Origin of the sequence: Kitasatospora sp. NPDC058048 (genome assembly GCF_042885555.1) — a bacterium.
GTDB classification, from domain to species: domain Bacteria; phylum Actinomycetota; class Actinomycetes; order Streptomycetales; family Streptomycetaceae; genus Kitasatospora; species Kitasatospora lactacystinica.
This window is the reverse complement of sequence record NZ_JBHVRT010000013.1, coordinates 151,348-163,321: the sequence shown is the minus strand read 5'-3', so window position 1 is coordinate 163,321 and position 11,974 is coordinate 151,348. Positions and strand designations below refer to the sequence as shown.

Annotated in this window: 8 protein-coding genes; 1 reads left to right on the top strand and 7 read right to left on the bottom strand. The window is 72.4% G+C overall.

Annotated elements, in window-relative coordinates; all coding sequences use genetic code 11:
• Window position 1 precedes the first annotated feature (1 nt).
• Both ACFVVA_RS16375 and panD read right to left on the bottom strand, forming a co-directional pair.
• On the bottom strand, window positions 2-1,342 hold the full coding sequence (locus tag ACFVVA_RS16375) for a GH1 family beta-glucosidase (RefSeq protein WP_387690001.1): 1,341 nt from the start codon (window positions 1,340-1,342) through the stop codon (window positions 2-4).
• A 281-nt stretch (window positions 1,343-1,623) separates the two neighbouring features.
• Complete coding sequence (gene panD / locus ACFVVA_RS16370) at window positions 1,624-2,046, bottom strand: aspartate 1-decarboxylase (protein WP_387690000.1); 423 nt, start codon at window positions 2,044-2,046, stop codon at window positions 1,624-1,626.
• Window positions 2,047-2,459: 413 nt separating this feature from the next.
• Between panD and ACFVVA_RS16365 the strand changes: the two genes are divergently transcribed.
• A complete protein-coding gene (locus ACFVVA_RS16365; protein WP_387689998.1) occupies window positions 2,460-3,632 on the top strand; it encodes a helix-turn-helix transcriptional regulator in 1,173 nt (390 codons plus the stop codon).
• 13 nt (window positions 3,633-3,645) lie between these two features.
• Here ACFVVA_RS16365 and ACFVVA_RS16360 read toward each other — a convergent pair whose 3' ends face one another.
• Genes ACFVVA_RS16360 through pabB form a run of 5 tightly spaced genes read right to left on the bottom strand, consistent with a single transcriptional unit; the run spans window position 3,646 to window position 11,960 of the window.
• Window positions 3,646-6,825: an amidohydrolase family protein gene (locus tag ACFVVA_RS16360; RefSeq protein WP_387689996.1), complete on the bottom strand. Its 3,180-nt coding sequence runs from the start codon at window positions 6,823-6,825 to the stop codon at window positions 3,646-3,648.
• A gap of 11 nt (window positions 6,826-6,836) precedes the next feature.
• On the bottom strand, window positions 6,837-7,712 hold the full coding sequence (locus ACFVVA_RS16355; RefSeq protein WP_387689994.1) for a N5-glutamine methyltransferase family protein: 876 nt from the start codon (window positions 7,710-7,712) through the stop codon (window positions 6,837-6,839).
• Window positions 7,709-8,959 (bottom strand): aminotransferase class I/II-fold pyridoxal phosphate-dependent enzyme, encoded by a 1,251-nt coding sequence (locus ACFVVA_RS16350; RefSeq protein ID WP_359898889.1) that lies wholly within the window; start codon window positions 8,957-8,959, stop codon window positions 7,709-7,711. The genes ACFVVA_RS16355 and ACFVVA_RS16350 overlap by 4 nt, the downstream gene beginning before the upstream one ends.
• Entirely contained in the window at window positions 8,956-9,852 is an 897-nt protein-coding gene (locus tag ACFVVA_RS16345) for a prephenate dehydrogenase/arogenate dehydrogenase family protein (protein WP_387689992.1), read from the bottom strand. The genes ACFVVA_RS16350 and ACFVVA_RS16345 overlap by 4 nt, the downstream gene beginning before the upstream one ends.
• Window positions 9,849-11,960 carry an aminodeoxychorismate synthase component I gene (pabB, locus tag ACFVVA_RS16340; RefSeq protein WP_387689990.1) on the bottom strand — a complete coding sequence of 704 codons (2,112 nt, stop codon included), beginning with the start codon at window positions 11,958-11,960 and terminating at the stop codon, window positions 9,849-9,851. The genes ACFVVA_RS16345 and pabB overlap by 4 nt, the downstream gene beginning before the upstream one ends.
• Window positions 11,961-11,974: the final 14 nt, after the last annotated feature.

Sequence of the window (11,974 nt, the reverse complement as noted above, 5' to 3'; positions counted from 1 at the left end):
GCTACCTCGCATTCCGCGCCCGGTGGGCGGCGATCAGGTCGCGGTACCAGGTGTACGAGGCCTTCGGGGTGCGCTGCTGGGTCTCGAAGTCGACGTGGACCAGGCCGAAGCGCTGGTGGTAGCCCTCGGCCCACTCGAAGTTGTCGAGGAGGGACCAGGTGTAGTAGCCGCGGATGTCGATGCCTTCGGCGGCGGCGCGGGCGAGGGCGTCGAGGTGGGCGGCCATGAAGTCGATGCGGGGCTGGTCGGGGACGGCCTCCTCGGTGACGGAGCAGCCGTTCTCGGTGATGGTGATCGGCGGGAGGGCCTTGCCGTAGGTGTCCCGCAGGCCGAGGAGGAGTTGGCGGAGGGCGTCGGGGACGACGGGCCAGCCGAAGGCGGTGTGGGGGACGTCGGGGATGTCGACGAGGTCGAAGGGCAGGCCGGGTTCGGTGGGGGCGGCGACGCGGGTGGGGTTGTAGAAGTTGAGGCCGAGGCCGTCCAGGCCGGGGGTGTGGATGAGGTCGAGGTCTCCGGGGTGGACGGCGCCGAAGATGTCGTCGGGGACGCCGAGGGCGGAGAGGTCGGGGTAGCGGCCGAGGAGGACGGGGTCGGTGAACAGCCGGTTGTGGAGGGCGTCGTAGGCGGCTGCGGCGGCGAGGTCGGCGGGGTCGGAGGAGGCCGGCTCGACGGGGGTGAGGTTGTTGGAGAGCATCGCCTCCAGGCCGCGGTCGTGGAGGACGGAGGCGGCCAGGCCGTGGGCGAGGAGCTGGTGGTGGGCGGCGGGGAGGGCTTCGAACATCAGGGTGCGGCCGGGGGCGTGGGTACCCAGGGCGTAGCCGAAGACGGTGTGGACGAAGGGCTCGTTGAGGGTGATCCAGGCGGGGACGCGGTCGCCGAGGCGGTCGGCCACGACGGTGGCGTACTCGGCGAAGCGGTACGCGGTGTCGCGGTTCAGCCAGCCGCCGTGGTCTTCGAGGGCCTGCGGGAGGTCCCAGTGGAAGAGGGTGGGCAGCGGGGTGATGCCCGCGTCGAGCAGCGCGTCCACCAGGCGGTCGTAGAAGGCGAGGCCGGCCTCGTTGACGGCGCCGGCGCCGGTGGGCAGGACGCGGGACCAGGCGAGGGAGAAGCGGTAGCCGTCCAGTCCGAGGCCCTTCATCAGGGCGATGTCCTCGGGGTACCGGTGGTAGTGGTCGCAGGCCACCGCGCCGGTGTGGCCGTCGCGGACGGCGCCGGGGCGGGCGGCGAAGGTGTCCCAGACGGACGGTCCGCGGCCGTCCTCCTCCACCGCCCCCTCGATCTGGTAGGCGGCGGTGGCGGCACCCCAGCGGAAGTCCGCCGGCAGGTCGAAGCGGTCGGGCATGACAGCCTCCTGAGGAGAACATGAGGGGCTGTCATATTACTGACGGCGCGTCGGAACACCAGAGAGGGCGACCCCGGACTTCGGCGGTCGGCCCCCTATTCGGCCGGAGCCGTGCGCGGCGGCCGACCGGTGCCGACCGGTGCCGGCCGACCGGTGCCGGCCAGTGCCGGCCGACCGGTGCCGGCCGGGGCGATCGCGGCGCCCGCGATCGCCCTGGCCCGGCCCGGCCCGGCCGGCCGCCGTGGCGAAATCCCGTGGATCCGTTCTGCGGTGACCCCGGCTCAGCTCCCGTTCGCGAGGGTGTCACCGCGGACCAGGCCGGAATCCGCCGGCACGTCGGCCGGATCGGAGCCCTCGTGCAGGATCCGGTTGTTCTCGTCGACGAAGACCACCCGGGGTTCGAGCTTGCCGAGTTCGTCCTGGTGCACCTGCGCGTAGGCGATGATGATCACAAGGTCGCCGACGCCGATGAGCCGGGCGGCGGCGCCGTTGATGCCGATCACACCGCTGCCGCGCGGCCCCTCGATCACATAGGTGGACAGCCGCTGCCCGTTGTTGATGTCGACGATGTCGACCTTCTCGCCGGCCACCAGGTCGGCGGCCTCCATCAGGTCGGCGCAGATGGTCAGCGAGCCGACGTAGTGCAGGTCGGCCTGCGTCACCGTGGCCCGGTGGATCTTCGACCGCATCAGGGTGCGATACATGACTGCTCCTTCTTTGACGGGGTGTACTGGCACCGTGACGCCCTCGGCGAACACGGGAGACCTCTCCGCGGTTCCGGCTGACGCTCCGTCACGATCAGGGGCCCGCGGCGGGAAGTGCGGTGGTCAGGGGTCACAAATGCGGGTTGACGCGTTCGCGGCGTGATGTGACCATCGAACGGGTTCACGCCCGGGGACACTGTGGCCGGCGGGAATCGTTGGGGAGGTTCTGCTCGCGTCCGGGGAATCGCCCTCGGCACTGTGGCCTGTCCGCGCGCTGCCACCGGGATCGCCGTCGACTCCGGTTCGAGCAGGCCGTGACGTGGTGCCGATCGGGCACCCGCCGACGGCAGGGAGGCGCCTTCGCGCGCGGTCAGCGAGTTATATCTGCACAAGGGGGAAAAATGATCGCTGCCTTGACGGATCCTCGACAACTCGGTGAGTCCGAGCACCGCGTGCTCGACGCGTACCGCGCCAGAATGGGCGACGCGGACGTCATGCTGGACGTTCCGGCGGGCCACGACCGCTCGCTCACCGGGCTTCTGGTCGCCGGTCACGCGCTCGAACGGGGACGCAGCGTGGCCTACTTGACCGACGACAGCGACCGGGTGCTCTCGCACGCGAGCGTGCTGCCGGAGCTGCCGGCGGTGCGCCGGCTGCACGGGCAGAGCTCGCTGAGCGACATCGTCGCCTACTACAACGCGCAGGCGCTGGGCGTCATGGACTTCGCCACCTACTTCAACACGAGCCCCAAGGTCGAGCTGGCCGAGGTGGTGGTGTTCGACGACTGGCACACGGCCTGCGAGATGGTCGGAAGCCTGTTCACGCTGCGGGTGGACCGCCGGCTGCAGCGCCGGGCCTACGACGGCATCTGCGACCTCGCGCTGTCGCTCGGGGACGAGAGCTACGCCACGGTGGCGCGGATGCGGCACGAGGGCGCCGACAGCCTGCTCTCGCCGCGGCAGCTCGACCTGGCGGACTGGGCACGGATCGCCGACCGGGCCGCCGAGGTGCTCACCCCGGAACTGTGCACGGAGGACGACAGGTTCACCTGGCCGCGGCTGCAGCCCTGGCTGCACCAGTGCCGGGTGCTGATCGCGCCCGCCGGTATCGAGATCCGTCCCCCGCACCAGCTCATCCGGACGCTGCCCGGCTACCGCCACGCCGACCAGCGGGTCTTCCTCACCCGGCAACCGGTCGAGCCGGCGGTCGAGCCCGCGAAGGTCGGACGGGACCTGCGGCTGCCGGACACCGACCGGCTCACGCTCTCGCCGAACATGCGGGCCGCCGTGGCGTACCTGCGGGGGAACTACGCGGACAGCGGTCTGACACTCGGTCGTGTCGCGCGCAGTGCGTACATGAGCCAATATCACTTCTCCCGCCGCTTCAAGCAGGAGACCGGCTGGCGGTTCATCGACTTCGTCACCGCGCTGCGGCTGACCGAGGCCGGACACCTGCTGCGCAACACCACCATGTCGATCACCGATGTCTCCCGTACGGTCGGCTATCAGGAACTGAGTCACTTTCAGCGCACGTTCAAGAAGTGGTTGGGCACCTCCGCGTCGGGCTACCGGGGCGTGTCCCGGTAGCCCGACCGCACGGTCAGTGCTGGCAGCACTGACGCATGCTCCACTCCGGACGGTGCCAGTAGTGAGCGGGGTCCTGCGAGGCCGACGGCGCGGCCGGGCGAACGGTCACGACGGGCGCCCCGGCCGCCCCGGCCGCCTCCGCCGCCTTGGCCGCCTTGGCCGGCCGGAACGGCGCGAGGATCTCCGGCACCGTGCGGGTGACGCCGGCCACCATGACCGACCGCACCGCGGCCGCGGCGCGGATGTCGGTCAGCGGGTCGCCCTCGACCATGACCAGGTCGGCGATCCTGCCCGGCGCCACCGCACCCAGCTGGTCGCCGTAGCCCAGCGCCCTGGCGGCGTTGCCGGTCGCGGTCATCAGCGCCTCGCGCGGAGTGAACCCGTACTTCACCAGCACGCGCAGGTTCTGGTGCGCGCTGACACCGATGTCGTCCAGCGGCGCGTCGGTACCGAAGACGACCAGGCCGCCCCCGCGGTGCACCCGCAGCAGCGCGTCCACCATGCCCCTGGTGATCCGCTGGTCGAGCTCGCTCTCCGGACCCGGCTGCGCGGCGCCGTCGGCCTTGGCCACCAGGCGCCGGTAGTCCCAGTCCGGGAACAGCACCTTGGTGCGCTCGTCCTCCACCAGCGACCGGTCGCCGGCGTACAGCTCGCTGGCGAAGATCATGGTCGACGACACCCACATGCCGCTGGCCACGAGCAGGTCCACGGCGTCCTGGGACATCCGGAAACCGGCGTAGCTCAGCGTGCGCGAGTAGTTCAGCCGATGGCCGCCACCGGGGTGCTCCATGCCGTCCAGGCCGGTGTGCGCCGCCGGGTACAGATAGTGCGAGGTGACCGGCACGCCCATCGCGTGCGCCCTGGCCACGATGCGCTGCTCGAAGGCCACCGGCATCCGCATGTACGACTTGATCTGGTCGTAGTCCAGCCCTTCGGCGCGGTCCAGTTCCCGCTCCAGCTGCTGGGCGGTGTGGACCGGCCGCATGCAGTTGTAGAAGGCCCGGCTGCCGTCCAGCGCCTGCCCCGAGCCGAGGTAGCGGGGGCCGACCCTGGTGCCGGCCTCCATCGCCTCCCGGTTCTCCACCATCTGGTACGCGAGGTCGCCGGGCGACTTGCTCGTGGTCACGCCGTAGGACAGCCACAGCCGCCCCTGCCGGTCGCCCCACTGCTTGCCGCGCATGTTCCAGTGGTTGTGGGTGTCGATCAGGCCGGGCATCACCGTCAGCCCGGAGGCGTCCACGATCCGCACGCCGCTGGGCACGCCGCCGCCCCTGGACAGCACCGCCTCGATCGTCGTGCCGCGCACCACGATGTCGACATCGCGGCGCAGCTGCTCGCAGGTGCCGTCCCAGAGCGCGCCCGCGCGCACGACCGTGGGCTCGCTGACCCGTGCCGGGCGGTAGGTGAGGTCGGCGGTGATCGTGCGGGCCGGGCCGCCGTCGGGCCCGACGGTGCGCAGCACGCCGTTGCACAGGTAGACGACGGTGCCGTCCGCGCTGATCGACAGCGAGTCGGTGACCTCGTCGGTCAGCTGCTGCGGCTCGCCGGTGATGGTGCCGTCGGCGGCCACCGGGACCCGCCAGGCGAGGCTCTCCGCGCCGAACACCAGGTGCCGGCCGTCGGAGGTCCACAGCGGGCCGTCGTTGTCGCGGGTGCTGATCGACCGGTCCGGCCCGATCTCCTGGTACCGGACCTTGTTGTCGGTCAGGTCCACGGTCAGCACCTGGTTGTTGCCGTTCGAGGTGCGCTTGGAGTACGGCATCAGCGCGGCCAGCGCGATCCTGCCGCCGTCCGGCGACCAGGTCGGCCGGCCCGGCTGGTAGAGCGCGGGCAGCACCTGGCGCACCGAGCGGTCGGCGACGTCGAACACCCAGGTCTGACCGGACTCGTCCTGGTAGGCGATCTTCGCGCCGTCCGGGGAGAACCGCGGCGCGAGCTGGCCGCCGGGCAGATCGGTGAGCCGGTCGGAGCGCCCGGTCGCCAGGTCCAGCCGCCACAGGTTGGCGGTGCCGGCGCGGTCGCTGACGTAGACCAGGGACTTGCCGTCCGGCGCGAAGTCCGGATCGGCCGCGAAGAACCCGTCGTCCACGACCTTGCGGGGCCTGCCGCCGATCGGCAGCAGCCACAGCGCGTTCAGCGCGCGGAACGCCACCTGCTTTCCGTCCCGCGACACCGCGGGGTCGGCCATGCCCTTCGCCCGGCGCGACGCGTCCGACACGAGGTTGCGCCGCTTGCGCTGGTAGTTCCGCCCCGAGTACGGCAGTTCGGCGGTGAACGGGATCTCCCGCACGGCCCCGGAGAGCGAGCGGCGGCGCAGCCGGCCGCCGGAGCTGTAGACGAACTCCTGCGCCGAGGTCCACGACACCGGCAGCGGCGGCAGGTCCTCGCCGGTCACGATCGCCTTGGCCCCGAGCATCATCGTGGTCCCGGTGCCGCCCGCGCTCAGGTAGCTGACCTGGCCGTCCGGCGCGTAGACCGGCGAGTACACCAGGGCGTCGGCCGGTGCGCCGAGCAGTTGCCTGCGCACGCCCGAGCCCAGGTCCAGCTCCTCGATGGCGCCGTCACCGACGACGTAGGCCAGCTTCGTGCCGTCCGGGGACCACACCGGCGCCGCGTGCACCTCGTCGGCGTCGGTGACGGCGCGCTGCTGCCCGCTGGCGAGGTCCAGCACCCAGATCCGGCTGACGTGGTCGCGGTCGGAGGCGAAGGCCACCTGCTTGCCGTCGGGCGAGAAGCGCGGCTCCAGGTCGAAGCCCCAGCCGGTGGTGAGCCGGGTGAGCCCGGTGCCGTCGGCGTTGATCATCCACACGTCGTAGGCGGTGTCGAGGAAGGACTGGAACACGATCCGGCGCCCGTCCGGCGACCAGTGCGGCCGGGTCGCGTCGTGCTCCTCCGGCGTGATCCGCTGGGCCCGGCCGCCCGCGGCCGGCAGCAGCCAGATGCCGCCGGCGATGTCCACCGCGAGCCGGCGGCCGTCCGGGGACACCGCGACCCCGACGTTGGCGCTGTCCCGCACGGTCACGCTGCCCTCGCCGGGACGGCCGTCCGGCTGCGGCGTCTGCGCGGACGCGGGCACCGCGCCGGCGGGCACCGTGCCTGCGGTCAGCCACAGCGCGCCCGCGCCCGCGACGACCGCGCCGCCGCGCAGCACCTGCCGGCGGGAGAGCCTCTCGGATGGTGACGTGTGTTCCATGGTCTTCCTCGTTACTTTCTGCGCGCGGTGGTGTACCGGGGGGTGCCCCAGTGGTCCACGCCGTAGCTGATGCCGGTGAAGGCGTCCTGTTCCCGCAGCAGGGACATGACCACGTCGGCCTGCTCGTCGTCGTGCTCGATCGCGACGCCGCCGCCGGAACGCAGCAGCCGGGTGGCGGCCGCCACCACCGCGCGGATCACGACGAGTCCGTCCTGGCCGCCGAACAGCGCGGGCCACGGCTGGTGCTCCTGCCATTCCGGCGGCAGCACGACGCCGTCCACCACGAACGGCGGATTGGCCAGCAGCAGGTCCACCGTGCCGTCCAGGTCGGCGAACATCGCGGGGTCGGTGACATTGCCGGCGTGCAGGATGATCGGGGTGTCGCCGAGTTCCGCCTGCCGCGCGGCGTTGCGGCGCGCCCACGTCAGCGCCACCGGGTCGAGCTCGATGGCGTGCACGGTCGCGTCCGGCCGGGCGTGCGCGACCGCCAGGGCGATCGCCGCCGATCCGGTGCACAGGTCCACCGCGAGCGGCTTGGACACCTCGCTCACCACGTCCAGCCCCCAGGCCAGCAGCGGCTCGGTGTGCTTGCGGGGCACGAAGACGCCCGGACCCACCGCGACCTCGACACCGCCGAGCACGGCACGGCCGGTCAGGTACTCCACCGGCGTGCGGTCGGCCCGGCGGGCGACCAGGTCCCGCAGCCGCGCCAGATCCTCCCGGCCGAGCGCGGCATCGAGGGACAGCCGCTCCACGGCGCGGCCCAGCACGTACTCGGCCAGCTTCTCGGCGTCCCCGCGCGGCTGCCAGGCGCCGGCCTCGGCGAGGGTCTTCTCGGCGTCCGTCAGGAACGCACCCAGCGTCGGTTCACCAGTGTCGGCGGTCATCCGTTCCGGACTCCTTCCAGGATGTTCGCGGCCGTCTCCAGATGGCCGCGTTCGTGCAGCGAGGACAGGGCGAAGCGGATCAGACCGGTGCCCTTGGCCACGGTGGGGAAGAAGGCCGGCAGGATGAGCACCCCGGCCTCCTTCAGCGTGGTGGCCGCGCGGAAGGCCGCCTCCTCGGTGTCGAAGTGCGCACCGCGCACCGGGGACCGCAGACCGGCGTTGACGAGCCGGTTGCCGGTCAGCTCGTCGAACACCTCGGTGTTGCGCCACAGCCGCTCCTGCAGCGCGGCGACCTCGCCGTCGAGGTGCAGCCGGGCCGAGGCGACGTTCGCGGCCAGCATCGGCAGCATGATCGAGTGCCCGAAGACCAGCGGGTTCGCGAACTTGCGCAGCACCCGCACGTCGTCCTCGCTCGGCACCACGGCGAACCCGCCGCAGCCGCCGAACGCCTTGGACAGCGAGCCGGCGATGACCACGTTGGGCGGCAGCCGGTCGCCGAGCGCCTCGAAGGCGTAGCCGGCGCCGTGCTTGCCCGCGACGGAGATGCCGTGCGCGTCGTCGATGTAGAGGTGTCCCCCGTGGGGCGCCAGCGCCTCCAGGATCCCGGCGACGTCGATCAGACCGCCCATCGAGCCGACTCCGTCGATCAGCACGATCGGCGTGCGCCCGTCGCGACGGGCGTCGCGCAGCGCGGACTCCAGCGAGTCGGGCGTCTCCAGGTCGAACCGGCGCGCGGGGCCGATCTGGTCGAGGACCCCCCGCAGCACCTGCATCGAGGAGTGCGCGGTCCGGTCCACCAGGAAGGTCGCGCCGCCGGGCGCGATCGGGTAGCTGGGCAGCGCGCCGGCGCCGAGCAGCGGCAGCAGTCCCAGGTGGACGGTTCCGACGGAGGTGAAGGGGACGACCTTGTTGCCGCGGTACACCGTGGAGAGCAGGTCCTCCAACTCGCCCAGGTAGTGCGGGCGCATCCGGTTGCGGGAGGTCGACAGGTGGACGCCGAAGCGGCGCAGCGCCTCCTCGGCGGCCGTCACCAGCGCGGGGTGCTCCTCGAGACCCAGGTAGGAGCAGGACACGAACTCCAGCGCCTCGGTGCCGTCCGCCAGGCAGACCACCTTGCCGGGCTTGCGGCCGGTGACCACGTGCCCGGTCAGGCCCTGCTCGAACGCCACGTCCAGGGAGTCGGACGTCTTGTTGATGCGGGACTCGACCCAGTTGGCCGGCTGTGTCTCCTGCTGCGGATGGATCATGTCGCCTCGATTCGGGTGGACGCGGACAGGGCGTCGAACAGGTGGGCACAGGTGTCGCGGTGCTCGTCCAGGGCGGTGCCGAAGAGGTCGCGCAGCCGGCCCTGCGCCGCGGCGAACCCGGCTTCGTCGCCGCCGTCGATCAGGTCGGCCAGTCGGCGCACGGACGCGGCCAGCGCACCGCGGGCCCGCACGGCGTCGGGATTGGCGACCTGGATGTCCCAGTACACCTCCGGTGTCCCGGAGGCGATCCTGGCCAGCAGGGCCAGCAGGGTCGCGTGCGGCGGCGGGGCGATCTCGCCGAGTTCGCCGATGTCGGTGCCGAGTTCCTCCAGCGCCAGCCCGAAACCGAGCACGCTGGCGTGGGTGAGCACCTGCGCGGCGGCGGTGAGCCGGTCGTGCCGCTCGGCGTCGAGCAGCACCGGTCGGCCGCCCCACTCGGCGAGCAGCCGCAGCAGTTCGGCCGCGGCCGGCCCGTCGTGCACCACGACGGTGGCGACCGGCTTGCCGGGCATGCCCAGGGCCGGCGCGAACATCGGGTTCAGGCTGACGGCCTGCACGCCTTCGACGCCCTGGAGCGCGGTCACCACGGCGTCCTTCACGGACAGCGTGTCCACCAGCAGGGCACCGGGACGCAGGTGCGGAGCGATGAGCGGGATCGCGGCCAGCCCCGTGCGCTCGGGCACCGCCAGCAGCACCAGATCCGCCTTGCCCAGCTCCGCGACCAGGGCGTCACCGGGCGCGGTGATGTCCCCGGCGATGTCGCCGCCGGCCGGGTCCACCACGACGACCTCGGCGCCCGAACCGGCCAGCAGCGAGGCGAACATGCCGCCGACCGCGCCGGCGCCGCCCGCCACCAGACAACGCCGCAGCGACCGAACTCCGGCCCCGCTCATGCCAGTCCTCCCAGCGCGGGGCGCAGCGCCGTCGCCGCGACCGCGGTGAGCACCGCGCGCGATTTCACCACGGTCTCCTCGTACTCCTCGTCGGGGTCCGACAGCGCCACGATCGCGCCGCCGACGCCGAAGCTCATCCGCTCGCCGGTGGCGACCAGGGTCCGTATGACGATGCTCAGGTCCGCGGCGCCGGACAGGGCGAACCAGCCCAGCGAACCGCTGTAGACGCCGCGCGGCCCCTCCTCCAGTCGGTCGATGATCTCCATCGTGCGCACCTTCGGCGCACCGGTCATGGAGCCGCCGGGGAACGCCGCGCGCACGCAGCCGACCGCGCTCTCCTCCGCCCGCAGCGTGCCGCGGACGGTGGAGACCAGCTGGTGCACCGGCGCGTACGTCTCCACGTCGAACAGCACCGGGACGTGCACCGAGCCGATCTCGCACACCGTGTTCAGGTCGTTGCGCACCAGGTCGACGATCATCAGGTTCTCCGCGCGGTCCTTCTCGTGCGTGGAGAGGTCCAGCTTGAGCAGCTCGTCCTGGTCGGGAGTGCCGCCGCGGGGCCGGGTTCCCTTGATGGGCTTGGACTCCACGACGCCGTCGGCGCCGATCCGCAGGAACCGCTCCGGCGACGCGCTGAGCACCGCGACCTCGGCGAAGTCCAGGAAGGCCCCGTAGGGCACCGGGCTGATCCGGCGCAGCCGGGAGTAGGTGTGCCGGGGATCGATCCTCTCGTCCACGGTGACCGTGTTGGTCAGGCAGATCTCGTAGGACTCGCCGAGCCGGATCTCGTCGAGGCACTCCTCGATCCGCTTGAGGTAGCCCTCGCGGTCGTGGCGCGGACGGGCGGTCTCCCAGCCGGCCATGTCGGCGGCCTCGGCGCCGGCCAGCACACCCGTCCGGCCCGGGTCGTCCGCGGCGGACCCGTCGATCCGGGACAGCCGGGCCGCCGTTTCGTCCAGCCAGTCGAGCGCGGCCGCCTCGTGCTCCGGGGTGCTCAACGCCAGCAGGTACGACCGGTGTTCCGCGTGGTCGACGACCAGCGCGCGGTCGGCGAACAGCAGGGCGGCGTCGGGGGTGTCGGCCCGGTGCACCCGGGAGCCACCGGTCTCGGCCTTCAACTCGTAGCCCAGGTAGCCGACGTAGCCCAGGTTGAAGTCGAACGGCAGACCGTCCGGGGCCGGCAGCGACCGCGCGGCCAGACTGTCCTGGAGGTAGCCGAAGAAGTCCTGGTGGACCTCCTCGACCCGGCCGTCCGAGTGGGTGACGGTGACCAGCCGCCGGCCGACGTCGTAGGAGACGTACTCGGCCAGCGGTCCGCTGTCGTCGCCCATGATCGAGAACCGCGAGCGTTCGTGGCGGGTCTCGCTGCTGTCCAGCCAGAAGCTGCGGGTGGAGCCGGAGAACAGTTCCCGGTGCGCCGCGTCCGGGTCCGGCTCGTGCGCCGCCTCGCGCACGTGCAGGCGCAGATCCGACGTGGCGTCACCGCGCGCCGGCCGCGCGGCCGGTGGAGGCGGGGCGACGGCCGGAGCGGGGCGCGCGTCCATCGCGAGGTCGCGGAAGTTCGCCAGCAGCAGCCTGCCGTGCTCGCTGCTGATGGATTCGGGGTGGAACTGGACGCCCCACAGCGGGTCCGTCCGGTGGCGCAGGCCCATCAGCACGCCGTCCTCGGTCCACGCGGTGCGTTCGAGCACCTCGGGCAGGTCGGTGACGGTCAGCGAGTGGTAGCGCACCACCGAGAACGGCGTGGGCAGCCCGGCGAAGACGCCGTCGCCGGTGTGGTGCACCAGCGAGCTGCGGCCGTGCATGGGCTCGGGCGCGAGGCCGACCTTGCCGCCGAACAGGTTCGCGATGCCCTGGTGGCCGAGGCACACGCCGAGCACCGGCCGTCCCGACTCGAGGACGGCGCGGGAGCTGATGCCGAAGTCACGGGCCCGGTCGGGCCGGCCGGGCCCGGGGGACACCACGATGCCGTCGAACTCGGCCATCCGCTCCGCCGGGAATTCGGCGTCGTTGCGCACCACGACCGGCGCCCGGCCGGTCACCTCGCCGAGCAGCTGGTACAGGTTGTAGGTGAACGAGTCGTAGTTGTCGATCAGCAACATCCGCATTGCCCGGTCTGTCC

Bases quoted from the DNA above. Each gene is read 5' to 3' on its own strand.
- ACFVVA_RS16350 (WP_359898889.1), bottom strand. From the start codon at position 8,959: ATGATCCATCCGCAGCAGGAGACACAGCCGGCCAACTGGGTCGAGTCC.
- pabB (WP_387689990.1), bottom strand. From the start codon at position 11,960: ATGCGGATGTTGCTGATCGACAACTACGACTCGTTCACCTACAACCTG.
- ACFVVA_RS16355 (WP_387689994.1), bottom strand. From the start codon at position 7,712: ATGACCGCCGACACTGGTGAACCGACGCTGGGTGCGTTCCTGACGGAC.
- ACFVVA_RS16375 (WP_387690001.1), bottom strand. From the start codon at position 1,342: ATGCCCGACCGCTTCGACCTGCCGGCGGACTTCCGCTGGGGTGCCGCC.
- ACFVVA_RS16360 (WP_387689996.1), bottom strand. From the start codon at position 6,825: ATGGAACACACGTCACCATCCGAGAGGCTCTCCCGCCGGCAGGTGCTG.
- ACFVVA_RS16345 (WP_387689992.1), bottom strand. From the start codon at position 9,852: ATGAGCGGGGCCGGAGTTCGGTCGCTGCGGCGTTGTCTGGTGGCGGGC.
- panD (WP_387690000.1), bottom strand. From the start codon at position 2,046: ATGTATCGCACCCTGATGCGGTCGAAGATCCACCGGGCCACGGTGACG.